The 26,051-nt window shown below is 54.9% G+C and carries 20 protein-coding genes; 3 read left to right on the top strand and 17 right to left on the bottom strand.

Annotated features, from left to right (window positions below):
- Window positions 1-578 (top strand): IS200/IS605 family accessory protein TnpB-related protein (locus ACESLM_RS16020; protein ID WP_372632585.1); only part of this gene is annotated, 578 nt, incomplete at its 5' end.
- A 91-nt stretch (window positions 579-669) separates the two neighbouring features.
- On the top strand, window positions 670-1,467 hold the full coding sequence (locus ACESLM_RS16015; RefSeq protein WP_372632584.1) for a sugar phosphate isomerase/epimerase family protein: 798 nt from the start codon (window positions 670-672) through the stop codon (window positions 1,465-1,467).
- A gap of 49 nt (window positions 1,468-1,516) precedes the next feature.
- On the opposite strand, the gene ACESLM_RS16010 is transcribed toward ACESLM_RS16015, so the two are convergent.
- The 10 genes from ACESLM_RS16010 to ACESLM_RS15965 form a co-directional block, all read right to left on the bottom strand.
- Window positions 1,517-2,197, bottom strand: coding sequence for a hypothetical protein (locus ACESLM_RS16010; protein WP_372632583.1), 681 nt, complete (start codon window positions 2,195-2,197; stop codon window positions 1,517-1,519).
- Between the two features lie 91 nt (window positions 2,198-2,288).
- Window positions 2,289-3,512, bottom strand: coding sequence for an MDR family MFS transporter (locus ACESLM_RS16005; RefSeq protein WP_372632582.1), 1,224 nt, complete (start codon window positions 3,510-3,512; stop codon window positions 2,289-2,291).
- 162 nt (window positions 3,513-3,674) lie between these two features.
- On the bottom strand, window positions 3,675-5,030 hold the full coding sequence (locus ACESLM_RS16000) for a hypothetical protein (protein WP_372632581.1): 1,356 nt from the start codon (window positions 5,028-5,030) through the stop codon (window positions 3,675-3,677).
- A 30-nt stretch (window positions 5,031-5,060) separates the two neighbouring features.
- On the bottom strand, window positions 5,061-6,665 hold the full coding sequence (locus ACESLM_RS15995; protein ID WP_372632580.1) for an ABC transporter substrate-binding protein: 1,605 nt from the start codon (window positions 6,663-6,665) through the stop codon (window positions 5,061-5,063).
- Window positions 6,666-6,757: 92 nt separating this feature from the next.
- Complete coding sequence (locus ACESLM_RS15990; RefSeq protein WP_372632579.1) at window positions 6,758-7,672, bottom strand: carbohydrate ABC transporter permease; 915 nt, start codon at window positions 7,670-7,672, stop codon at window positions 6,758-6,760.
- Window positions 7,673-7,696: 24 nt separating this feature from the next.
- Complete coding sequence (locus ACESLM_RS15985; RefSeq protein WP_372632578.1) at window positions 7,697-8,623, bottom strand: ABC transporter permease; 927 nt, start codon at window positions 8,621-8,623, stop codon at window positions 7,697-7,699.
- Between the two features lie 155 nt (window positions 8,624-8,778).
- Entirely contained in the window at window positions 8,779-10,515 is a 1,737-nt protein-coding gene (locus tag ACESLM_RS15980) for a sensor histidine kinase (RefSeq protein WP_372632577.1), read from the bottom strand.
- A 14-nt stretch (window positions 10,516-10,529) separates the two neighbouring features.
- Entirely contained in the window at window positions 10,530-12,170 is a 1,641-nt protein-coding gene (locus ACESLM_RS15975; RefSeq protein ID WP_372632576.1) for a response regulator transcription factor, read from the bottom strand.
- A gap of 233 nt (window positions 12,171-12,403) precedes the next feature.
- Window positions 12,404-14,950, bottom strand: a complete 2,547-nt coding sequence (locus tag ACESLM_RS15970; protein WP_372632575.1) for a glycosyl hydrolase — start codon at window positions 14,948-14,950, stop codon at window positions 12,404-12,406.
- Window positions 14,951-15,116: 166 nt separating this feature from the next.
- Window positions 15,117-15,857, bottom strand: coding sequence for an AraC family transcriptional regulator (locus tag ACESLM_RS15965; protein ID WP_372632574.1), 741 nt, complete (start codon window positions 15,855-15,857; stop codon window positions 15,117-15,119).
- Window positions 15,858-16,112: 255 nt separating this feature from the next.
- Here ACESLM_RS15965 and ACESLM_RS15960 point away from each other — a divergent pair, with 255 nt between their 5' ends.
- Window positions 16,113-17,663 (top strand): hypothetical protein, encoded by a 1,551-nt coding sequence (locus ACESLM_RS15960; RefSeq protein ID WP_372632573.1) that lies wholly within the window; start codon window positions 16,113-16,115, stop codon window positions 17,661-17,663.
- Window positions 17,664-17,762: 99 nt separating this feature from the next.
- Here ACESLM_RS15960 and ACESLM_RS15955 read toward each other — a convergent pair whose 3' ends face one another.
- Genes ACESLM_RS15955 through ACESLM_RS15925 form a run of 7 tightly spaced genes read right to left on the bottom strand, consistent with a single transcriptional unit; the run spans window position 17,763 to window position 26,050 of the window.
- Window positions 17,763-18,719 carry a carbohydrate ABC transporter permease gene (locus ACESLM_RS15955; RefSeq protein ID WP_372632572.1) on the bottom strand — a complete coding sequence of 319 codons (957 nt, stop codon included), beginning with the start codon at window positions 18,717-18,719 and terminating at the stop codon, window positions 17,763-17,765.
- Window positions 18,720-18,741: 22 nt separating this feature from the next.
- Window positions 18,742-19,638, bottom strand: coding sequence for a carbohydrate ABC transporter permease (locus ACESLM_RS15950; RefSeq protein ID WP_372632571.1), 897 nt, complete (start codon window positions 19,636-19,638; stop codon window positions 18,742-18,744).
- Complete coding sequence (locus ACESLM_RS15945) at window positions 19,635-22,187, bottom strand: DUF5696 domain-containing protein (protein WP_372632570.1); 2,553 nt, start codon at window positions 22,185-22,187, stop codon at window positions 19,635-19,637. The genes ACESLM_RS15950 and ACESLM_RS15945 overlap by 4 nt, the downstream gene beginning before the upstream one ends.
- Window positions 22,188-22,199: 12 nt before the next feature.
- Window positions 22,200-22,820: a Yip1 family protein gene (locus ACESLM_RS15940; protein WP_372632569.1), complete on the bottom strand. Its 621-nt coding sequence runs from the start codon at window positions 22,818-22,820 to the stop codon at window positions 22,200-22,202.
- Complete coding sequence (locus ACESLM_RS15935; protein WP_372632568.1) at window positions 22,813-24,282, bottom strand: NHL repeat-containing protein; 1,470 nt, start codon at window positions 24,280-24,282, stop codon at window positions 22,813-22,815. The genes ACESLM_RS15940 and ACESLM_RS15935 overlap by 8 nt, the downstream gene beginning before the upstream one ends.
- Window positions 24,283-24,286: 4 nt before the next feature.
- Complete coding sequence (locus ACESLM_RS15930) at window positions 24,287-25,144, bottom strand: carbohydrate ABC transporter permease (protein ID WP_372632588.1); 858 nt, start codon at window positions 25,142-25,144, stop codon at window positions 24,287-24,289.
- A 12-nt stretch (window positions 25,145-25,156) separates the two neighbouring features.
- Entirely contained in the window at window positions 25,157-26,050 is an 894-nt protein-coding gene (locus tag ACESLM_RS15925; RefSeq protein WP_372632586.1) for a carbohydrate ABC transporter permease, read from the bottom strand.
- Window position 26,051: the final 1 nt, after the last annotated feature.

The raw sequence follows: 26,051 nt of genomic DNA, 5'->3' as shown, positions 1-26,051 counted from the left end.
ACTCAGGGATCCTTCGTCAGGGGAAGAATCCGAAGGAAGGGCTGCACACTTCCAAACGACTGGAACAATTGCATCGCAATCGTCACCGCCGCATTAAAGACCTGTTCCACAAGGCGAGTTATCGGATCGTTCAACTGGCTGCTGCGCAGAACATTGGCGTCATCATCATCGGACACAATGAAGGATGGAAGCAGGAGGCGGATTTGGGCCAACGAAACAACCAATCCTTCTGCCATATTCCCCATCACCTGCTCAAATCCATGATCCGATATAAAGCTGCTGACCGGGGGATTAAGGTTCAATTCACGGAAGAAGCGTACACCTCGAAAGCCAGTTTTTTGGATCATGATCCGCTTCCTTCCCATGGACCCGATGAGCCTAAACAACCCCTCTTCTCTGGCAGACGGGTCCATCGCGGCTTGTATAGGAGCTCAAAGGGATGGATCAATGCCGATGTGAACGGGGCGGCGAACATTTTGCGCAAAGTAATCCCAAATGTTACGGCAGATGGGATAGCGGGGTTGGACGGTACCCAGTCCGTCAACGTGTCAACTCCACTGGTGTTAAGCATTCGGTAGGGTGTACGAATGAGACACCAGAAACCCCCACTTCAACCGGAGCGTCAGCGATGGTAAGTGGCGGGAGTATTCATCCGTCAGCACCTGGAGCTTGCACCGCCTGCTCGGCCCCCTTCGCTGGACGTCGTGGGACGCCGAGGCCGGCGAGCACCGCATGCACGAACAGCCGCAGCCGCAAGTTCATTCGCTTCTGGAACTGCCCGGCGAAGCGGCGCGCAGAGGGTATGCCGCGGTGGAAGTATGCCACTTTCATTTCCCGTCCGTCGAAGCTTCTTATCTGGCGCAGCTGCGCCAAGCCTTCGCCGAAGCCGGCGTGTCCCTCGATACGCTGCTGCTCGACTACGGAGACCCGTCGACGACCGACGGGATCCGGCAAGCCGCCGACGCCAAATTGTTCCTTGAATGGATCGACATCGCCTCGCAATGCGGCGCGAAGCGAATTCGCATCGTCGCGGGAGAAGCGCAACCAACCGACGAGCAAGCGATCCTCAGATCCGCGCAAGCGCTGCGGGAGCTGGCCGAGTATGCGTCCGCCCGGGGAGTGCAAGTCGTTACGGAAAACTTCAAGACGTTGACCTCCACCGGCGAGAGCAGCGTTAAGCTGCTGGACTCGGCGGGCGACGGCGTCGGCATGATTACCGACTTCGGCAACTACAAGGGCAAAGCCAAGTACGGCGAGATCGCGATGACCGCGCCGCGCAGTTCGTCCGTGCATGTCAAACCCGCCTACGACGAGGACGGCCTACCCGACGAAGCCGAACTGATTCGCTGCCTCGATGCCGTCCGGGAGACGGGCTACGATGGGGCGTTCGTCCTGATCTACGACGGTCCCGGAGACATGTGGGAAGGGCTCGAGCGGGTGAAGCGAATCGTCGCGCCATACGTATAAAAGGAATAAGAGCCCCTGCGCCGAACGTTTCCGGCGCGAGGGCTCTTCCTTATTCGACGACGATCTTGACTGCGCTCGTCTGGCCCGGATAGGATTGGTTGACCAGTCCCGTCGTCCAGGCTTTCGCTTCTTTGCCCACGAGCGAGTCGTCGATCTCGAGAGCGGTCTTGCCGTCCTCGGCCAACAGCTTCCCGTCCGCGGTCAAGCTGACCCAATAAGCTTCGGGATCGTCCGTGTTGCCGTTTTTCTTGTTTTCGTTTACGATCAACACCCGTTTTCCGTCGACGGACTCGATTTTGCCTACGACGGCAGGCTCGCCCTCGCAGCATTCCCGAACGGAGATTTCCACCGGAAACGCTTCGCCGGCCAATTCGAACAGACTCTCCTTGAAAGCTTCGATCCGCTCCTCCGTCGGCGCTCTCTCGAACTCCCCGTAAGGACGGACTTCCATATGGACGGCATCCTCGGTCGAATAGACGAATTGCAGCTCCAGAGCATGCTTCTCTCGCAATTCTTCCCATTGTCCGGTCAGCCGGTCCTGGATCGCTTGCAAACCTGTCGATGAGGGCGACGGAACGGCTGAAGGCATCGACGAGGGCGCAGCAACTGGAGAGGGGGACGGCGAGACAGATGGCGAAATGGACGGAGCAGCCGCGGGACCGACGTTCGAGGCTCGAGCCCCGCAACCGCTAATCAGCGCGGCCAGCAGCAAAATGACGATTTTTTTCATAGGGCAATGACCTCCGCGGTTCGTGAATCCTTTTCCAATTCAAACGGAAAACAGGATGCAAAGGTTGCACCCTGTTCGGCAGAGAACGATGTTATTTCGAGGCTTGGACGGATGAGAGCTTTCGTTCTCCCCCCGCATAGAAGACAATAGCGCTTACCGAGACGACCGCCATCGTCAGGAACAGCACCGTGCCGTTATAGCCGCTCAACAGCATGCCGCCGACCCATGGACCGAGAAAATGACCCAGGCTGGAAAACGATTGAGCTCCGTAATAAGCCCCTCTCATGCCGTCCGGGGCGATCCGGTCCGTAAGCATGTTCCCCGCGGGGAACGTCAGCATTTCTCCGAAAGTGAACACGATCATCGAGAGAATAAACGTTGCCCAGCTGCCGGACAAGCCGAATCCGACGTTGCCGAGCGCATAGAAGACGATTCCGACCGCCAACACCGTTAACGGCTTCAGCTTGTCCGCCCATTTGGAAAAAGGGACCTGCAAGGCAACGACCGTCAATGCGTTAACGCTCATCATGACCGCGAACAAGGCGACCCCGTCGGCAAATTTGTCCCCGACGTACTGGGACAGCGTTACCGTCATCTGCGAATAGCCGATCGCGATTACGACACCCCCGAGCAAATAATAACGCAGCACGACATCTCGCATGACGACGTTCCACACTGACGCGAACGTATTGACCGCTTTATTTTCCCCTTCGATTGTGCGAATTCCGAACTTGTTCAGCAGCAAATACAAGGACAACGTATACGCCCAGTAGATGCAGCCCGTAATGAAAAAGGGAAGCGTGCTATCGAGAGCCGCGAACAGCGCTCCGAGCAGAGGTCCCACGGCAACCCCGATATTAATGGCGAGATAGCGCAGGGAAAACACCTTAAACCGCTTCTCCTTGTCTGTCAAATCCGCCATCAGCGCCTGGGAGACCGGTTCGTAGAAAGAACGGCACAAGCCGTTGAGCAAGCTTAGCAGGAAAAACAGAGCCACGCGGTCGGTCATCGCGAATCCCAGAAACACGACTCCCCATCCCGCCAGCGCTCCGAGCAATATTTTCCTTCTACCGAACAGATCGGACAAGGCGCCGCCGACGAAGCCGCCCGCCATGCCCGCCAACGATCCCGCCCCGATGATGGCCCCAATCATCACCGCGCCGACGTCCGTATGCTTCGCCAAATAAATCGCTAGAAAAGGCAGACTCATCGAAGAGGCCAGACGGGCGAGAATCGTGCCCAGCAGCAGGGAATGAACGATGGGATGGTAGGCCCGGCCGAATTCCGTCAAGCTTGTCTTCCATTTGTATCTCATCGTCTGCCACCCCATGCTGCATTCGTATTGCACTTTTTTGTTCCATACTGCGAAACACAGTTTCAAAATAAAAGTCATTTAGAATGCTATTATCCTACCTAACTTTCAAGGCTATTGCTACTTTTATTTTTTGCAGGATAATAAGAAAAAGTTAAACCGTATTTATATCGCGTCTTTTGATAAAATCAGCTCGATCCGCCTGGCTTCCCCGGCAAGATCGAAGCGGATAAAAGCTAACCGCCCCTTGATCAGCTTGACTTCCGCGTCTTCCGCGCAGCTCTCGACCGCGTAGCCCGCCAGGTCTTCCCAATAAACCAATCCGTAGGGGATCGGCTTCCATTGGCCGACATCGAAAACGATGCGAATCCGCTCTTCCGCTCTCTCGAACTCGCGGACGAACACGGGAGGGAGACGCTCCTCCCGGAAATCGTCGGCCATGTTTCCCTTGCCGACATAGCTTAGCAGCCGGTGCGGCCTGCACTCCCCCTCGACGAAGGCAAGCTGGCACTCGCGGTCGTAGTAGAGGAACGTCGTCGGCCAAGGCCCCACCCCCGTGCCGCCTAGCGTCAGCGTATACTCGTTCGTCTTAGGTCGAACCTTCGTGTCGTGCGTCAGCATATAAGCGGGCGCGGTAGCCTCGTTGCGTTCGCGGTACAGCTCGACGGCCTTGGGCAGCGTCGCAAGCGTGATCGGATAGCCGGAAATATAGGCGAAGAACAAGTCGAGCATGCCCGCGCACGCTTCGACGTCGGCGGCCGGAAACACGGAGAACCGCTCGGTGAACTCCATCTCGTGAGCCTCTTGCTGCTGAAGGAAATACACCCGCTCGTTGTGGTCCGTATTGTACAAATAGTCGTCGAACAGGTTTTTCCAATAATCGATGTTGTCCGCCGCGCACAATCCGGCCCGCAGCACGTCGTTCGGATCGGTAGAATAGACGACGGGACTTCCCGAATGATAGGTCGCGTTAAGATCCCGCGCCGTCCATTCGCACGCGACGATCTTCCCCCGGCCGGGATGAGGCGCCTTGAACCGGCTGCCGTCCACGTACCAGGAGCCCCAAGGGACGCCTTTGTGCGTAATGCCGTCCCACCAGACCTGTTCCCAGCAGTAGCCCCACATCCCCTGAAAATCGAGCTCTTCCAGCGCTTCAATGACCTCGTTGTAGATTTTGCCGCGAGCGGCGATCTTGGTCCTCGCCCACGGGAACGCCTCCTCGACGATGCGCCAATCCCGTTCCAGCGCCTGCTTAAACTTCTCCTTGGAAGCCCCGCAATCCTCGATGAAAAACGGGGTTTGCAGGATGACGTCGTCCCCGTAACGGTCGTGCCACTCGCGAATCCTCCCGGCAAGCACGGGCACCGAGCCGCCGTTCACGATCCAGGTGACCGGCACGCCGTGTTTGTGCGCGATTGCAGCCGTCCGGTCGACGCCTTCGACGGCCGTTCCTTTGCCCCATGGCGTATCGTAATGCGAAGCGTAGCTAACGAAGGTGTAAATCAGGTTTTCCGGCTTCATGGCCGAGCGCTCCTCTCGCTGCGCGACGAACTATTTCCTGTTCTCCGCCCACCAGGCGTCGATCTGACTCTGCAGCTCGGCTTGAACCTTTTCGATGCCGGCCGCTTTCAGCTTGCCGTTTCTTTCCTCGAGCAGCTTGGCCGGGTTTTTGACCGCGCCGGTGTAGATCGACTTGTACTCCGTCACGACCGCCGTCATCTGCGTCAGCTCGTTTTTCACGTTCGAGTCGTCGAAGACGAAGCCCATGAGCGGAAAACGTTTCGCCTCGTTATTGAACTTCTCCCAGCTTTCGTACAGGTCGTCCGGCTGGCCGGGCTTCAAGTAATTGATGAGCTGGTTGCCGATGACCCAGAACAAGGCGGTGCGGCCGTATCCGGAATCGGCGATCGGCTCGATCCGATTTTCTCCAACCTTGACGTAATGCTTGCCTTCGATGCCGTTGACGAGCAGGTTCACCACATATGGATCGGTGTGCAAAGCATTGAGCACCATCATCGCGCGTTCCGGATCTTTGGACGTTCTCGAGATGGAGAACATCGAGCCTGCCGCCAAGTCCGTCGTTACGATCGGTTCTTCTATGACTTGCGACACGTAGTCGAACTGATCATTCGAGCCGTTCTTGAATTCGATATCGGCTCCGGGCTTCCACGTGGCATTCTGCATCCAGATTTTCCCTTGCTTTTGCAGGTCGCTGACGAGCGTCGTGCTCGTGCCGGCGTCAGAATTGATATACCCTTTTTCGTAGAGAGCCCGGAACAGCTCCACTTCTTCCACGTTAATGGCCGCGATCTCGGGGTCCAGCACCGACTTCACCGTCATCTCGCTCGTCGCCGTATAGTCGAGCAGGAACATCGGCTGCTTGGCCAGCGTCGGCCCGATCGGGCGGTAGTTGCTGCGCGTCTCGTACATCATGAAGCCCGGGGTGTAGTTGCCCGAGCCCCCGTCGACGTAATACGGGATGAAGTCGGGTTCTTCGTTCTTTATTTTCTGCAGCCACGGCTCCAGATCGGCCGTCTTGCGAATCGTCTCGATCGGAATTTGATATTTGTCCACGACGTCCTTGCGGAAAGTGTACGCTTTGCCCTGCGTAATCTCTTTGTTGGTCGGCACGGCGTACAGCTTGCCTTTCATGCGCGGAGCTTCCAGATAGAGCGGATTCAGCCGTTCCTTGATGCCCTGGCCGTGCTTTTCCAGCAGATCGTCCAGCTCCAGGAACGCGCCTTTCGAGACGTTGCCGAAGAAATTCAACCAGGACGCGGTGAACACGAGATCCATTTTCTCGCCGGTGTTCATCATCAGCTCGGTACGGTTCTTGTAATCGCTGGAGGCGATCGGCATCAGCTTGACCGTGGCGTTGATCTTCTCCTTGAAAAATTCGTTCAGCTTCTCCTCGACCAGAGCATCGTCCGCCTGCGGCGTACCGAAGTAGACGATCGACACCTCGTACGGCTCCAGCTTCTGCGCGGACGGCTCCGAGGACGCCTCGGAAGACGACTTCGGAGAAGCGCTGCCCGAGGCCGAATCGCTTGCCGACGGGGAAGCCGCCTCTTTGCTTCCGCCCGCGCAGGCTTGAAGGACGAGCATCATGACCAGAATAACTGCGAGCAACACCTCATGCGACTTTCTTTGTCTCATTGCGCGTAACCCTCCTGATAGGTTCATTATATAGAACGTCTTCCGGCCCCGATAGAGACGAGGCCTTCGGCCGTTGCTACCGAAGCTTGGCGTCATCCTTTCACGGCGCCGATCGTCAGCCCTTTGACGAAATATTTCTGGAAGAACGGGTAGACGACCAAAATCGGTCCCATGCCGACGACGGCCATCGCCATCTGCAGCGACTCGTTCGGCAGATGGCGGAGCAGCTCGGGATTTTGCGCCGCAAGCTGCACGTTGTCGCGCAAATATTGGATGTCGTTCAAGACGCGGATCATCAGCGATTGAACGGGATACTTATCCTCCGACCGAATGAACAGCAGCGCGTTGAACCAATCGTTCCAATACAGAATCGTGCCGAACAAGGCCATCGTCGCCAAAACCGGAAGCGACAAGGGCAGGACGATACGGGTGAAAATAAGCATTTCTCCGGCCCCGTCGATTCTCGCCGATTCGATCAGAGCGGGATGGATCGTCGTCTGGAAGAACGTCCTCATAATGATGACGTTAAACGGCACGATGAGCAGGGGCAGGATCAAGGCCATGTAGGAATCAAGCAAGCCGAGCCCCTGGGTGAACACCATGTATTTGCTGACGATTCCTCCGTTGAACAGCATCGTGAAAAACAGAATGAACGTCAGCGCCTTGCGAAGCGGGTAGTCCTGCCGGGATATCGGGTAGGCGTACAGCGCCATCATGAGCACGCTCGCCGCCGTTCCCCCTGCCGTGATTCCGAAGCTGACGGCGTAGGCCCTGGCAATCGTCGCGAAATCCTTGAACAAGCTCTCGTAGGCAATCAAGGACCACTTCTCCGGCATGAAGCTGTAGCCCCTGCTCAGCAAAGAGTCGTTATGGGTGAAGGAAACGAGGAATACGAGCAGCACGGGCAGGACGCAAGCCAGGGACAGAAGGAGGAACCCTCCGTTCAAGACGGCGTTCGTGAGCGGGGAGATCGTATTCTCGCGGCGGGCGGGTCGGAGCATCCTCATCTTGTTCTCACCTCGAGTCGCATTCTAGAATAGGGACTGCTCTTTATTGATTTTGCGAACCGCGGAGTTCGTCATCAGCACCATCGCGAAGCCGAGCACGGATTGGACGAGCGCCGCGGCGGAAGACATCCCGATATCGTTCAGTTCCCTCAGCACGCGGAAGACGTAGGTGTCAACGGTGTCGGTCACGGGATAGAGCGCCCCGGAATTGAGCGGCACCTGATAGAACAGTCCGAAGTCGGAATTGAACACCTGTCCCATATTGAGGATCGTAATGATAATGATGACCGGTTGAATCGTCGGCAGCGTGATGTGGAAAATCTGCCGCCGCTTGGAAGCCCCGTCGATCACCGCGGCCTCGTAATATTCGGGATCGATGCCGGCGATCGCGGCGATATAGATAACGGCGCCGATCCCGACGCTTCTCCAGGCGTTGACCAGGGTCAGAATGTAAGGCCAATAGCCTTTCTCCGCGTACCAGTAAACCTTCTCCTCGCCCAGCCAATCGATGATCGAGTTGTTCAGAAACCCCTTGTCCGGATTAAGAAAAGCGTAAACCAAATAGCTGACGACCACGGTGGACAAAAAATAGGGCATAATCAAAAACGTCTGATAGCTCTTGGCCAGCCAGCGCCTTCGAATCTCGTTGATGGCGACGGCGATCCCGACGGACAGCAGCAGGTTGACGACCATAAAGACGAGGCTGTACGCTACGGTATTCCGGGTGATTCTCCACAGCGAGCCCGACGTAAACAGAAACGTGAAATTGTCGAAGCCGACCCACGGGCTTCCCCAGATGCCGTCGATATAATTGATGTTCTTGAAAGCGATAAACACGCCGAACATCGGCAAATAGTTGTTCAGGAGCAGCACGACGAGAGGGGGGACGACCATGATCGTCAAGTACCGGTATTTCCACAGCAGCTTCATTCTCCCGCTCAAGGGATTCACTTCCTTTCCGTTGCTCCCAGTATAGAAGGACGCCCCGTTCAAGACGATGATCTATTTCCGGCTGAGTGTGACGTAAACTGAGACGGTTCCGCATCCGGCAAAAAGGAAGAGACCCCCGCCTCGGCGAGAGCCTCTTCCTTCTTGCGTCCATTCGTTTACTTAAGTTCCTCGAAGCCGCCATCCCGCTCCGCCCCCGGCAGGTTAAGGATCGCCCGGACGCCTCCGCCTTCCCGCCGTTCGTACCGCAGCCCGTACCCTTCTCCGAAATGCAGCCGCACCCGCTGGTGGACGTTGCGGATGCCGTAGCCCTTCTCGCCCTCCTCGCCCCTCGCGATCCGGTTCAGCCGTTCGACGTCTACCGGAACAAAGCCGTTGTCCGCCACGATCATCCGGATTTCCCCGTCCTGCCGGCGGACGGAGATCGCGACTTCCCCTTCTCCGTCCATGCCGCTCACGCCGTGGAAAATCGCGTTCTCGACGAGCGGCTGCAAAATCACCTTGGGCGTCAAATACGATCGCACGCCCTCTTCGACGTCCCAGCGAACCTCGAACGCATTCGGGTACCGCATCGTCTGCAGCCGGCTGTACGCCCCGACATGCTCGAGCTCTTCGCCGATCGTAATGATCGTCTTTCCTTTGCTCAGCCCGATTCTCAGCAGCTTCGACAAATCCTTGACCCTATTTCCAACGTCTTCGTTGCCGTTCTCCAACGCGTACCAGTAGATGGAATCCAGCGTATTGTACAGCAAATGCGGCGTAATCTGGGAGTGAAGCGTGGCTAGCTCGTTCTCCTTCTGCTTGAGCTCCATCAGATAGTTTTCCTCGAACAGATGGTCCAGCCTCCGGGTCATTTTCAGGAAAGCCCCGTACAAAATGCCGAATTCGTCCGAGCGGAGCAGCTCCCCTCCGCCGATATCCAGCTTTTTGCCCGGCTCGTAGATCTTCGTGATCGAGACGAGACGGGCGAGCGGCTTGACGATCATGCGCACCAGAACCAGCACGAAGATAAGCACGAACGCTAAATAAATGGCGGACAGAACCATGATCAGCCATTGAAACACCGTCTGGTTGCCCGTGATCGAATCGGCCGGCATTTGGTACACGAGCAGCGTATCGAACGCAGCCCTGCGCGAGAACGCGAACAGCCAGCGCTTGCCTTCCCGGGTGTCGAAGAAGTACCCTTCCGCCTCCTTCTCCAGCCGCTCGGGGATTTCGTTCATCAGCGGCTCCGAAAAGCCGGTGCTCATCAACAGCTCATTCAGTTCGTTATACAGGAAAGTGCCCGCGCGATCGGGCAGCCGCACCGACACGAGGTCGCGGGTCAGCAGCACCTTCAAATTCGATACGACCAGGAAACCGACGATCTCGTCGTATTTCTGCGGATTCAGGATGCTTCTCGTAAAGCGCACGTCGGTCGTCCCGTCGCTTTCTTGAAGGAGCCGGAACGTTCCGGCTCCCTTCGACTCCGCCGCGTGATCGATCCAGTCGGGAACCGCCCGGCCGTCCGGATCGAGATACTTGAAGCCCCTCTGCTTCCCGGAGAGGTCGATCGGCGTGTCGACTCCTTTGAGATTCCGCATATACAGCGAATAATCGGTTCCGTCCGAGGACCAGCCTTCCAGAATTTTGTCCGCTTCCCGGATGTCTCCGAGCGTCTCGATATCCGACCAGAACGACAGACCCTCCACGCCGAATAAATGATTGTTTAAAAAAGTCGTCGACTTGCCGTTGACCGCCGCCAGCGTCTTCTCGATCGTCATATGGTTTTGCCTGACGAGCTGCAGCGTCGTCCTGCCCCACTCGTCCTTCATCGAGTCCGAAGCCTTGTAGGCCGAGATCCACCCGACGACCAGGAAGGGACCGACGATGAACAGAAGGAACGCCAGCGTCACTTTGTATTTAAGCTTCAGCCCGCTCCCCCCTGACCTTCCTTGCGATATTCGGCGGGGCTGACGCCCGCGTAACGCTTGAACATTCTGCCGAAATGCTCAGGGGATTCGTATCCGACCTCGTAGGCCACTTCGTATCGTTTTTTATCCGTCGTCGCGAGCAGGTGCTTGGCTTCTTCGATTCGGAGCTCGGTGACGTAATCCCATAGATTCTTGTTCATTTCCTGTTTGAACAGATAGCCGAGATAAGCCGAGCTGAAATGCACTGCGCTGGCGATATCCTGAATTTTAAGCGCCGGATTGCGAAAGTTCGCGCGGACGTATCCCGTGATTTTCGCCAGAATCGTCCTGTCCCGCTCTTTGACCAGCAGCCTGACGCGCTCGGCCGTTTCCTGAATGTATTTCTCCAGCCGGCTCAGCCGGCGCTTGCCGGACGTCTCCCGAAAGTAAACGTCCGGATCGAACCGCTGCAGCGATATGCCGTTCGCGTGTCCGTATTCGAGCATTAAGCCGTACAACCGGTAGACCAGCATGCCGAAGTAGCTGTTGAACAGCTCCTCCGAATCCTCCAGCTCCGACAACGGACGGACGATCGACTCCGTCTCCACCGGCAAAGGCCGTTCCAGACCGATCTTCAGCCCCTGAACGTACTCGTCCACCTTGGCGACCCAATCCACGATGCCGAGCGTTTCCTGAGATTGGACGTCCTCATAGTAGAATACCGTGTTGGCCGGATGAAAGCTTCTCCGCTCCGCCGCCCTGCCCGCTTCCTCCATCAGCTTGGGAAGCATGAGCAGATTCGCGTGCAGCGTGCTCATTCCGACCGTCGTTTCCACGTTCAAATACTGCTTAAGGTTCGTATGGATCATCTGCCCGATCAGATGCAGCTGCGACTTGACGTCGAGGCGTTGGCCGGACAGCTCTTGTTCGCTTAATTGAATGATGGCGATGAGCTCGTTGCCAAACCCGTTAAAAATCAACCCGTTCCAGTCCGCCAAGCTTTCCTCCATAATATTGATGGAGGCGTACTTCAACAGCTTGCGGTCCTGCAGCGCAATTTCCCGGCGGCTGAATCCGGCGCGGCTAAGATCGAGGCGGATGGACACGACTCCGAAATATCCGCCTTCCGCCTGGCTGCCGAGCTTGGCGATCAGGTCCTCGTAATCCTTCTTCGTCAAATCTCCTTCCGTCACCAGCTCCAGCAGCAGCTCGTTGCGGCTGACCCCGGATCCTTCCTCCCGATCCCGCTGGAGCTGCGACAGCTCCAGGGACTTGCGGCCGATCTCCTCTTTCTCGCGCAGCACCCGGCCGACGATGCTCAGCAGATCTTCCTTCTCGACCGGCTTCACCAAGTAATCCTTGGCCCCCAGGCTGAGCGATCTCTTGGCAAAATCGAACTTCTCATGGGCCGAGATAACGATGACGGGAAGACCGGGCTGCTCCATATAGACGGTCTCCATCAGCTCGATCCCGTTCATCCGGCTCATCTGAATGTCCGTAATGACCAGGTCGAAAGCGTCCATTCGCAAATAATCGATCGCCTCGAACCCGTTCAACGCGGTCTCCACGGAAGCAATATTCAGATCCGAAGAGAGCAGGAAGCTTCTGATTCCCGCGCTCGCCCGCGGCTCGTCGTCCACGACCAATATTTTGTACATTTCGCGTCCCCCGCTTCGCGATAGCATGGATGTCCCATCACCAGCTTAAAGCATCGGACGGACTTTGGCGATGATCTATCGTAAAGGGAGTGTGACGTTTTCCAGCCCCTCGCGAACGACCGGCTCTTCCCGTTTCTTCTTCATCCCGCTTCCTCCCCTACGAAAAAAGCACCCGACAAAGCCACACGCATGGTGTTGGACTTTGTGAGGTGCTTCCTCGACTAGTCGGCTCCTTAATAGACCGAGAGATTATCGAACTCCGCGTTCACCGTGTCTCCCACCAGACAGGCTTCGCCCGTTAGGATGATCTTGATGTCGGTATTCCAGGTTACCGGCGTGCTTGCGCGCTCGACGCCGTCGATATAGAATTTCACGGTGCTGCCGTCATGAACCATTTTCATCCGGTGATTGCCGCGATCGCCGTCGTTCCATACCAGACTATCGCTGCCTCCGTCCTTGTTAAATACCCACCTGTTAAACTCGCCGCTCTGGGCAAAATGGATGTATTGCGATGGGCCGGCATATAGCCAGACGGCGCTGCGGTATCCGGTACCCGATCCGTCGAGCGCCACCCGGTCGACCTCCACGGTCAGCGGCTTTTCGGGAGTCGCCCGGAAAGTCGGGACGCTGCGAAGCGACTTGCCGGCCCAGGTCGCGATATCGGTCGTACCGGAGAGCTTCAGCTTGCCGTCCGCTACGGAAGCCGTTAACGCTGAGGCCGATGTGGAACGAAGCCCCTGATTGACGACCGTCCACTTGCTCGTATCCACCGCATTACCGGAAAAATCGTCCTGCATGGAGGTCGAAAGCGGGCTGGCAAACGCCTCCCGGGAATTGCCGATTTCGCCGACCGCGTTCTCCGCGGACACGACATAATAATAGCGCGTAGAAGGATTCACGTCGTCGTCTGTATAAGACGTCCCGGTCAAGCCGGCCGCGATCACCGTGTAGGGGCCGCCTGCGGTTGTGCTCCGTTTAACGGAATAACCCGTTGCGCCCACCGAGGGCAGCCAGTTCAGCACGATCTTGTCCTCTTCGCCCGATGCGGTCAAGCCCGCCGCCTCGAAACGAACCACCGCGTAGCTGTACACATCGGGATCTACGTTGCTGGTTGCCTTGATAATCGCCTGCCGCATCGCCGGCATGGTTGACGGAGCCTGATACACGCCGCCGTTGCTGATCGTTCCATATGCCGGACCGCCCAGAATCGACCACTTCACGCCGCCGATTCCGTTCAAGACGCAGGCCTTGAACTTGATTTTTTCTCCCCATGTCACCGACTGGTCCGCAGACAGGATCTCAATCTGCGGCTGGTCCGAAACCGTCGTATACACGGCGACGCTGTTCGCGGGAAGCAGATCGTCGTTGAACTGACTCCCAACCTGCTCCCATCGCTTATCGGCGGGAATGAGGTTCGCATTTGCCGAAGGCTTCAGATCCTCGGAATAGATATGGCGATTCACCCTTTTGTTGACCGCGGACGTAAAGTTGATCGTCACATTCTTATCTACAGTCTTGCTGCTGTTCACGACAAATACGGAATAGTTCCCGTCCGGCAAGCGCACCGAAGTGACATGAAGATCCGGATCGGCGGACTGCGTGGACAGCACTTCGGAGTGAGCTTCGATAAACCGCGAGAACAGGCCAAATGCATAGTAGGACGGGTTCGGCGTTGCCGTGATCGGCATCCAGCGATACAGCCCGTAAGCGTTATTGTCCAGAAAATCAAGCGGCTCCGGCAATCGCTGATCCGCGAAACGCCAATACAGGAGCGCCGACGCATGGTTCCGCATGCCCGACACCATCAGATCCGCTACGCTTACGCCGTATTGATAGGTCTTCCGGCTAACAGGGTCCGCGATGCCCGCAAACTCCGTGATCATGAAAGGCTTCCCGGTCGGATTCACGAACCCCAGCCGGTCCGACAACCAGTTCGGCAGCGTGGCGTAATCCTGTCCGTAGGCGTGTCCGTCATAAATATCGAGCACGCCGTTCATCTGCTGGACCGCGTACTGGATCCAGTTCGCGGCTCCGGACTCGTCGGGCCCGATCAGTTTGACCTGCGAGCGGATGCCGTCGGACGTAAGCCGGTTGTGGATCGCCTGGTACATATCCCGGTAATAGTTCGGCTTGCTTACGTTCGCGGGCGTTGCGAAGCTCGCGAGGTTGGGCTCGTTGTAAGACATGACATACTTGATGTTGTCATACCCCTTGGTATGGATCAGGTGCTGCAGCGAAGCCGATACCCACTCGCCCCACTCGGCCAGATCGGTCGGAGCGCTGAGCTCAGGCCTCGGCAGTCCCGGAAATCCGAGCCAGCTCTGGTTCTCCTCCGTCATGACAAGGCCCGCGATCAGCATCACGTCGATATTCTGCGACTTCAGGTAGTCCAGCACCTCGTATACCGCCTGCATCTTGGCGCTGTTCGTCTGCATGCCCGCCCAGTTGATGACGGCTGGATCGCTGTTGTCGTTCGCGGGCTCCATCCAGTCCATCTGGTACCAAACGCGTACAATATCGGGCTTCAGCTTGGCGATCCGGTGCTTCTCCAATTCCCACCAGTTGTCGTTAAACCCGTCTCCCAGGCTTTCTTCCATGAGCGCAAACGGATCGTATTCGGCGCCGATTCCGAGAAAATCCGGATTGATGACGTCCGCCTGGTCAACGGTAATTGAAGCGGCAACCGCCTGCGCCTTGGATTGCTCCGGCATAACGTACGTCAGCGACACAAGTAGCAGCGTGCACAGCAGAATCCGAACCGACTTCAAGCTCTTTTGCATAAATCTCGCTCCCTTCGAAAATGTAAATTTCATTCGCACTCCCTTGTTATGCAGAACGAATCGATGCCTGACTTGCCGTTCACCACCTCCTTCCAGGATGCAGCCGACCGGGGAAACACCTTCATCGTACCGCCAGCGATAGATAACGGAACTTGTTGATTTGTTGCTACAACACTACCAAGCCTTTGCTGCTATCCCGATACTCCTGCGGCGAACGTCCGGTCTTCTTCCGGAACAGGCGCGTAAAATACGGGGCCGATTCCAGACCCACCTCCGCCGCGATCTCGTGAATTTTTTTGTCCGTTGTCTTCAGCAGCAGCTTCGCTTTCCTGATCCGGGTTTCGTTGATATATTCGAGCAATCCCTTACCGGTGATCTGCTTATAGATTCTGGAAAAATAAGGAGGGCTCAGGCACACAAACTCCGCGAATTTGGTCAGGGACAGCTCCTCATGCAGATACTGATCGATATAACGGTGTACCTTCACGATCAATTCGTGTCCGTGCTCCGTCTGCATACGACTGTTGCGGTCCGCAATCCGGACTCCAAGGCTGCCGAAATAGTCGATCGTTTCCCGCCACCCGGCGTGTAGATCCGGTTTGTACAGCTTCTCGGTCTGAAACCCTTCTCCGACTGCGTCAATCAGTTCGCGCTTGTTCATGTAGGTCAGGAAGAACGCGGAAAGGTGCAAAAACAGCTCCAGACCGAGCCACCTGCCCGATTCTCCCGCGAATAGCGGCTCCTCCGTCTGGAACAACTTGTTGTATAAGCTCAAAAACCCCGCGGCGTCCCCATTATCCATATAGGCTTCCAGTAGATCCAGCTTATAGACGGTGGAGCGGACGCGTCCGGTCTCCATCATCAGCTGGCTGGATTTATGTCCCTCCCGGGGAATGCTGACCCGCATATTTCAACCTCCTTGCAGCTCCGGCTGTTCCGGCATCTTCATCCAACAGTCTAGCTTGCGCCCCTATCTTTCGACCTCTCCTGCTTGAACGATCGATATCATCTTAACGGTTTTACGGGTAAACCGACATGAACGATTTCAATATCCAGTTGAAAAAAAGAACTTCATATTTTTCAAATTCATATGCATATCGTTCAAGTTGAATCTGGGGGGCGGACCGTATAATTTTCTGGAATGACGAGGGGGAGATGATCGATGAGAACACTGCGCTTCACAGCTTTCATGATCGTACTGTGCATGCTGCTGCCCGCCTGCACGAGTTCAGACATGAGCAAATCTGAAACTAAGGAGGCCATTGAAGTCATGCCATCGAACAACCAACCGGCCGATGAGAGCATCGATACCGGCGGACTCACTCCGCTCACGATCGATGCCGGCATCGAGGTGTATCCTTTTAAGCCGGAGATGCTGGGCTCCAACGTGGGGATCTGGACCCATTCGACTTATTATCCGACATTGGATCCGAGACTGCTGAACATGGTAAAAGAAGCAGGGCTGAACGTACTGCGCTATCCGGCTGGCGGCGAAGCCGACATCACCGGTTTCGACCGGACCGACACCAGCGAGTGGCATCGCGGCGAAGCCCCCTACACCAGAACGATGAGGGCGGATCATCTCGACGCTTTCATACGCCTGTGCAAGGAAGCCGGCGCGGAACCGCTTATCGGCGTCAATGCCAAGATCGATAATCCCGAGATGGCGGCTGACATCGTCAGATACTTGAACAAGGAGCATGACTACAAGGTCAAGTATTTCGAAATCGGGAATGAACCGCAGTATTGGAAAACCTCCAGCGGAATCGACTATGCCGATCGATTGGCAAGGTATGCGCAAGCGATGAAGGCTGTCGACCCCTCGATCACGATCATCACGGCAGGTCCAGCACTGCCGGTATCCATTAAAGAATGGCTTACCCCCGTACTGGAGCACGCAGGAAATGAAGTGGATGTCGTGAATTTGCATTATTATCCGTTATACGACGGGGTGAAAGACCCCAATCACGGGCAGTATCCCTCGATTGAGAATTTGCTCACCTTCGACTACGGCGAGGATGCCAGCATCTGGGATCAGGTCGGTTCCATCAAATACGTAGACCGCTTCGTAAAGTCAAATCCCGATAGTTTGGTTCATCTCAGAGACCGGTATACGCCGGATGCCTTGATCGGATTGACAGAGATCTCGCCCGTCGCCGGCGGCAACGCAGAGCCCGGCGTGTCCGATACGATGGCCAATGCGTTATGGTTCGGCGATGTTATCGGACGCATGGCTTACAACGGGGTTGATCTGCTGACTCAATTCCTGCTGCTGTCGGAACCGCAAAAATATGCAATGGCGGATAACCGCTTCAACATCCGTCCCGTCTGGTATACTTACGTGATGTATAATCGCTTCTTCGGCGATCAGCTTGTCCAGACCGCATCTGGCGACGACCAGAACTTGACGATCTGGGCCAGTACAAGGGAAGGCGAGAACAAGCTATACGTCATGGTGATAAATAAGAATACAAAAGAGGCCAAGCAGGCCACCCTTAAGTTCAACGATTTCACTCCTGCTTCAACTGCAAAAAGGTGGGAGATGACCAGCTCATCGGCAAGCGGAAAAGCGGCGGGCATTAATGGAGTTTCCGCAGACTCGCAACTAAATCTGCCGAATATCGAAGGCGTCGAAGTCCAACAAGTCGGCCCAACCTTCCACTACACGTTCCCGCCGCATTCGATTACGAGCTTCGAATTTACGAAACAATGACAGGTGCTTGATCAAGAAAGAGCAGTCCCCCGCGTCTTGGCAGACATGGGGACTGCTCTTCTTGCTGTTTCGGTTCGTTATCGGGTCCAGTCGCTTCTATTAACCCACAATTCCCGTGCGTTCAATGCTCTCTACGAACAGACGCTGCACGAAGAAATACATGATAATCAGCGGCAGAATCGCCAGCATCAATCCGGTGCTGACGAGCATCGCATGATAGAACGGATCGTTCGCTTCATCGTAGCCGAGTCCCATGCCTTGCGTCACATACCTGCCGACCTCGGAGCTCAGGCTAAGAAGCTCATTGGACAAAATTTGCATGCCGGGAAGATAGCTGGATACGAAGAACGTATCATTCCATTGCCACACGAAGCTGAACAACGCCACCGTGACGATAGCCGGGACCGCGCTAGGCAGGATGATGCCGGTGAAGGTCTTAAAGACGCTCGCTCCGTCTACGAAGGCCGCTTCCTCCAAGTCCTTCGGCATATTCATGAAGAACTGCCGGAAGATATAAATATATAAGCCGGACTTCAACCCATTCGCAGTAATGCCTGTCAGGATAAAAGGCCAATAGGTGTTTAACAGGTTCAACCCTTTTTCGGCGCCGAATAGCTGCATGATTCCAAGAAAATCAAAGCTCTGAAACGACAAATACATGGGCAAGACAATCGTTTGCGGCGGGATTAGAATCGTTGCGACAACGCCGGCGAAGAGCAGGCTGCTCTTTTTGGATTGCCATTTGGCAAACCCGTATCCGGCCAGCGAACAGGCGACCAGCTGCAAGATCATCGTTATGGCCGAGAGACCGAACGTATTGAGCAGCGTCTGCCAATAATCCATGATTCCGATTACGTGCGCAACGTTATCCAGCGTGAATTTCTCCGGCACCAGCAAGACGACGGGATTATAAATATCGTCTTTATGTTTAACCGCCGTTATGGCTTTAAGCAAGATCGGATAGATGACGACGAAGATCAATCCGATCAGCAAAACCGCGCGGGTTATCGACCAGGCAGAGTGTTTGCCTTTTGCGATCAACGCTTGGGAGTTCATGTGTCCATCCTCCGATAAAGAGTCAGTTATTATAAAACACCTTGCGGGAAATCAGCTTCATGCTTGCAGCAAGAATAAGGGCAATCAGCAAGAAGTAAATCCAGGACATCGCCGAGCTGAGACCGAAATTAATGCTTTCGAAGCCAATTTTCTTGATCAACTCCGTCACTTCGTTATTCATGAAGGAATCGATGATCGAGTAGACGACGACGATCGGGATGAGCGGGCTCACGAGCGGAAACGTAATCTTCCAGAAGATCTCGTATCCGGTTGCCCCTTCGATTTTCGAAGCTTCATAGAGAGAATGAGGGATAGACTGCAAACCCGCCAGGAAAATCAAGATTTGCACGCCCGACTTGCTAATGATCGCATAAATGCGATCGACGGCTTCGGTCAAATACTCGACGAATCGGGCCGGGAACCCGCTTTCCATCATCATCAGCTCGAGATTCACGCTTTGCAGCAGCTGAAAGCCGTCGGACTCTTGACCCCCGGACATGAGACTCGACATCATGCTGTTGCTTTCGATATCGGCTATGATATTAGAGGCCAGAATGACGGGAAGAAAGAACACGGCGCGAGCGAAAGCACGGCCGTGAAACTTCTGATTGAGCAACGTCGAGAGGAATAAGCTAAAAATAATAATCAACGGCACATTCACGACCATATCGACCGCCGCTTCGGTGATTAACCGATTGAATGACTCATGAACCGTAAATGCATAATTGAAATTATCAAACCCAACCCCCGTCAAGGTGTACCCGTTGTTCGTGACGTCCAGCTTATGAAAGCTGAATTGCAGCGAGGTGATCAAGGGGGTGACGAAGAAAAACAAAAACCCGATGAACCATGGCATGATAAACAAGATCGCCAGGTTGCGTTTCTTCTGTTCGAAAGTCAGCGGTTTTCGCTTATTCATGCCCTTTCACCTCCTGCGTAGTAGCCGCGCGCTTGGACCGTAATCCCGTCCACCTGCACATCATAGTCATTGTAGTTCACGATGATTGTCGTACCGTCCTCATATTCGCTCTTGCGAACGCCGTGTATGACGACCTCGTGCTTCGTCATCGCAAGATTCGCGACAGGCTTTAACGCGGCGTTCGCTTCGTGGTAAGCGGCGACCGCTTCATGGAGCCAGGTCTTGTAGTGTACAGAGAACAATCCGTTGTAATCCGTCTCTTTCACGAGAATGTTATCCCCGAAGATCCAGGCAAAATGAAGATTCGAGCCGTATTCGATATTTTTTAACACATAATCGCGGAGATCCGTGGTTTGCACCAGGTTATAGGGAGCGCCTGCGTAGTCGATGTATCCGTGCAGTACCATCTGATAGAACGGCACGTCTTCGTCCGTAATATTGCATCCGCTGTCCGACATGGGCGCATTCACGATATCATCCGCATACGCGAACAGGTAAGCATGACCTCCGTCCACCATCAGCTCCGTATCCGTCATCGCATTTTTGATTTTCCGCGCTTGATCCGCGACAACCCTCTCCGTTTGCGTTCGATCGACTTGCGAGCCTTTGCGGTAATCCCCATACAGGATGTCCCCCAGATCGGCCAAGCTCAGTCCGGATATCGGAAGCTTGCCATACTCGGCGAGGAAGCGATCAACGACCGCAGGAACGACTTGCGGCGCAAGCAGATGATAGGCTTGCTCCGTCCGGTCGCGCATTCCTAGTGCAGGATTGTACGGGTGGACGGCCGACGGCGTACGGTTCAGATTGCGAACGGCCGCTTTCGCCGGACTATAGGTAAAGGAACTTTGCGCATACAATCGGAGCAACGATACGTCGGGATAGAGCGTGATCCCGTGGTCCTCGGCATATCGATTCAGCTTCTCCAAGCCTTTCATTCCTCCGAGGGACTTCTCCGGAGACACCTTCGATGGCAGCGCATGTTCGATGCCTCCGTTAAACCAGCCCGAATAACGGAGTTTAATCGGGGTTACCCCGCCCTCTATCAGTTGTTCCAAGATCGTTTGCGCCTGTTCGAACGTTGTTAATGGACGCATCGTTTCGTAAGGAATTCCAAGGAAATGCTTCTTCGTCGGTATGGCTCCTATCAGATCCAGATAGAACGGCCTGGGCTCATCCGCATTTTTCTTGGCGAGGTTGCCCTGCTCAACCAAATAGCGGCGATACTCTGCCGCCATTCCGCTGTAATCGGCTTGATCGCCGCTAAGAAACTTGTAACGGACGACAAAGTCGGACGCGGTCCTTTCATCTTGATAGACGGGAATTTCGCGAAATTTCGCTCCGGACTCCACGCGAACATTTTCTTGCGACAGTACCTTAAACTCGGAATAGACGTTATTGAACGAGCTTAGAATCCCGCTGGAAGCCGCACGAATCCGCGCAACCGCTTCACCGCTCTCGATGATCGCAAGCGCGGCTTCATTATTTTTCCGTATCCCGAATACCGGCATGCGAATCTTTTCCTTCACCGTATAGCTGCGCTTCTCTTTAACCGCGAGATCCTCGCCGTACACAGGTTGCGAATAGGGCACGGCGCCGCTCTTCGGACGATTCATATAGATCAAGCTGCCGGAACCGTCCGGCACGAACAAGTAACCTTCATCCTCCGGTCCCCCGGCACCGAAGTATTCAAGCACCGAGACTTGCAGCAGAGGCGTTGTCTCGGAATACTCCAATTGATCGCCGGGAACCCGAACTACAAGCGATTCGCCGTCCAGTACGTACTCGATCGCCACGGTGAATCGGTCGGCGTCCACCGGGGGAACGTCGACATGGTTGTCCGAGTTGTCCTTCGCCAAATCCTCTTCCGTGTACCCGGACAACTCGAACGCATCGAGCACCTTGTTCAGCACCGTACCGTTCAGCGTTGTATCTATACGAGCGTATACGTTCGTCTCGGGATCCAGCATAAACGTGTTGATGAAATAGCGGCGATAGGCTTGCCCCGCTTTCTCCTTGATTCGATCCAAGCGCTCTTGGCTGATTTTCTGCGGTATGCGATCGACCTTCGCTGTCGGCTTGCCCAGATGATAAGCGACGCGCAATCCGCCGTCGATGATTTCCGAAGAGAAGTTGCCATGGGCGACACTATCCGCCGATGCCGTGAACTTCGTCGGCTGTTTCCCCGTGTTGATGTAGCTGATGGCAATCGGCGAACGCATGGCGTGCTTGTTCGCGGGAGTCGCTTGGCTGTCCTCTTCCAGCCCCGGCGGATTGGAATACCAGACATATCCCGTTCTTTCGTTGCGTACGGCGATTCCCGTGGTCGCTTCGTCCATGTACAAGGACAGCTTACCGTTCGTGACAATGCCCGTCATTCCATCCAGATCGGCTTGGGGCTTGGAGTAGCTCGCTCCCTTGCCGAGCATGATCTCGTTAGCCGCCGTAACCGGGATTGCCGTCTTTTGGGGCTGGAAGCCCCAGATGACGGTTGCAACAGAGCCAAGGAGGATCACAGCGACACCGATGAAGATGACACTTTTTTTCACCTGTTACTCCTCCTAGTTACGGAATAATAATTCCTGATAGATCGTGTAGAAGAAAGCGTACATCTGCTGGACGAGACTGAAGAACAGCAAGCCCAGAAAGAGCAGAAAACCCATACAAACGAGAGTCAGGAAGATCGTGGCCAGCGTCTTCTTCACCGTAAATTGATGGACGGTCATCGTCCCGACGAATAATAGAAAAGCGGACCAAACCATCGCCAGCGAGTTGAAGAATACATAAAAAACGCTCTCTTCCAACGTAACCAAATTGCTCAGGATCGTGTTCGGGAGATAGATGATGAATATCGGCGCCAAAGCGTATGCGCTCACCATCATGATCTCGGTGAATTTTCCTTCCCCGTCCATTAATGTCGTAAGCGCCCAATTGGCTATACACCACAATAGGAACGGCAGCAGTAAATACACAAGCTGATTCAGACTGTTAAACGTCGCCGGATTGGAAGAATTCACAATAAAACCGCCATACTGCTCCTGGATCACGATGCTGATGAATACGAGACAGAATAAGATGGCCGCTATTTTCAAGTTGCCTTTCCCGTCGTATTTCAAATCCCAGTAACCGGAGAAGGGCCGTACGATCAGGCGAAACGGAAACAACAGAAGCTCCTTAGACATGCTGCGCTTTCCCCCTTCTCTTTCTAACTGCCTGGAAGACGACGAAGCCCGCGACAAGCATAATCCCCATCGTCAACAGATTCCCCAATTGATCGCGCAGCACATCCTTGCGATATCTTTGGAACGCTTTGGAATAGTACGCGCGATCCTTGCCCAGCTTCGCATAGGACGCCGCCTCTTTATTCAAGCCTTGGCGCAGCAACGCTTTACTGATGCCAATATAGGCAATGTCGTAATTGGCGTCGTAATCGATTACTTTTCTCCACCGTTCGGCGGATTCAACATCGTTGCCCTGGAAATGGAGCCTCACCGCCTCGTTGATCAGCGCCCCGATCGGAGTAGTCTTGAATGCGGTCAAGCGATTCGTCCCTCTATCGAGCACGACCAGATGATCGCCCAAATGATCGATCGCCGTCGGCAAAGAGAATGTCCCTGCCTGGTCGCCCATCTTGCCGAAGACATAGAGCAAGTTCCCATCCCAGTCATAAGTGAAAATCTTGCCCCTCTTGCCGTCCAACGCGCTGTACATCCCGCTGTCCGTAACCGCAATATCCGCGAACAAAGACGGTCCTCTCACTTCCCCGATGTTCGCGTAGGCAATATCCCCCATCGGAATCCAATATCCTTGTCGCCGCAATACATCGATCCCGGTCGGATTCAGACGCCGGATCGGCGTCTGCGAGTTCGCATCCGAATTCGTCGTGTAAATGAACCCCCGCTCGTCGATGTCGGCGCTCGTATATTCCGTCGGTACGAACAGCTTCATCCGATTCCGCTGCTCCTGTGTCGCTGCTATCTTCCAGAAGTAATCGATCGGATTGAACCGCACCTTGTTGGCGCCGACGAAGCCGGAGAAGTGTCCATCCGCGTCAAATTCCATGATCCCGTCGAACGTCCCCTGCGATACAACGTACACGCGCTCCGCTTTATCCACCACGACCTTCGCCGGACGGAAGACGAATTTGTCGACGAGGATCTCCGATTGAGGGGCATCGATAATCTTCACGAGTTGATCGTCGGCATCCAGCTGTACGACTCGGGCATTGTTCATATCGGCGATATATTTTTCCCGAGCTTCGGTTACGAAGATGCCGTAAGGCGCACTGAAGGTGCCCCGAACCTCTCCATCGCGAAATTCCGCGATCTCCCGAACGAATTCGTATCGGTCATTCAATACGACAATCCGGTTGTTGCCCGTATCTGCGATGTAGATGTGACGATCTGCCGATATATACAGATCGCGCGGCTGGTTAAAGCTGTCGATTCCGATCGAGTAACCGTCGACGATTCGATCCGGATAATAAGCGACTGGCGACGGGACTGTCTCTCCCCAGAAGGAGTAGTTATATCCTTCATACGGCGCTGCATGTGCTGCATGAGCCGACGGAGTCATTGAGGCCAATAGGGACAGCGTCATAACGACTGAGAATGCGAGCTTGAGCATGCCGGAATGTCCTTTCATGTCTTCACTCCTTCATCCCAGAGCTGGCCATCGTCTCAATGATGTTGCTCTGAGAAATCATAAAGACTGTGATCGGTACCGACATCATGAGCAAGGCAACGAAAGCTCCCGGACCAGCCCGCACGATGCCGCCCGCGAGAATCTGGCTCAATGCGTAGTTCATCGTCTTCAGCTCTTCGCTGTAGATGAATGAACCTCCATCGGTACCCCACAGCGCTTGGAACAGCAAAATGACGAGCGTCAGCCAAGCCGGTTTAACGAGCGGCATGACGATTTGCCAGAAGATTCGATATTCGCTCGCTCCGTCGATCTTCGCCGCTTCCAGCAACGCTTCGGGAATTTGCTCCATGAACTGCTTCATGAGATAGAGGCCCAATGAGGCTGCGAGCGCGGGAACAATGATCGCCGCGTACGTATCGATCCAACCTAACCACGACATGATGACATAATTCGGAACGGCCGTAACGTGCGGCGAGAACATCAAGGACAGGACAACGATCGTAAACAGCGCTCTCGAGCCCGGAAACTTGTGCTTGGCCAGAGGATAAGCGGCAGCGGAAGCCAGAATCACGTGACCGACCGTGCCAATTGCGGTAATGAACAGTGTATTAAACACATATCGCGAGAACGGCACCCACGAATCCGCCATCAGGTTGAACAGATCGAAGAAATTATCCATCGTCGGATTCCGCACGAAAAATTTCGGCGGGAACAAAAACAATTCGTCTAACGGTTTGAAAGCATTGTTGATCGTATAAATGAGAGGAATCGCCATGAAGGCGCCGAAAAAGCCCAGGAAAAGGAATAAAACAAGATCGCCCGTCCAAGAACGATTCAAGCGTTTCTTTGCAGTTGCCGACATCGCGCTCACTTGCTACTCCCCCACTTTCCTTAACAGTTTCTGCACGATCATATTCGATCCGACCATAATCACGAACAGGATCGTTGCGATGGCAGAAGCATAGCCCATTTCGAACCGGATCGAACCGTAATCCATCAGATGGGTAACGACGGTGTGCGCGGCATAATTGACGCTCGGGAAGCCGGCCAGAGCGACCGACACCTCCGCGATCGCGAACGATGAGGTAATCTGGATCACCGCACCGAACAGCAGCTGCGGACGCATGGCCGGCAGCGTGATATGCCAGAGCTCCTGCCAACGGTTGCGAACGCCGTCCACGGCGCCGGCTTCGAATAAAGTGCGATCGATCGATTGCAAACCGGCGATAAACGCCAGGAAGCTGACACCCAGGCTTAACCAGAGTTGGACGATCATGACGATCCACAGCACGTAGCGTTCATCCTGCAGCCACTGGATCGGCTCCAGGATAAATCCGAGCTTCGTCAAAAATCCGTTCACGTAGCCGTAGCTGTCGCCCGAGAACATGATCAACCAGATGAAGAAAATGTTGCCCGAGATCGAAGGCGCGTAGAAGATGAGCGTCATTAAGGTGCGCAGCTTCGCCGGCAGTTCATTAACCAGCCATGCAAAAACGAAACAAGCGATATAACTGACCGGACCTGTAATGAATGCGAACAGAAACGTATTCTTGATCGCGATGAAGAAAACTTCATCTTCGAGAAACAGGCGGGTGTAATTGCTCCAGCCCACCCATTTGGGAAACTCGAGCAAATTGAAATAAGTGAAACTAACGACTAGCGAGAGCGCCACAGGCAATACCGTAAAGAGAAAGAAAAGCAGCATATACGGTCCCATCAATGCGTAGGAATGCCGGTAATTCCATATGCTTCTGAGCAGGGGAGACAAT

Source organism: Cohnella sp., from assembly GCF_041641335.1.
Lineage (GTDB): Bacteria > Bacillota > Bacilli > Paenibacillales > Paenibacillaceae > Cohnella.
Note: the sequence above shows the minus strand (reverse complement) of the source record. Positions and strands in the feature narration are given on the sequence as shown.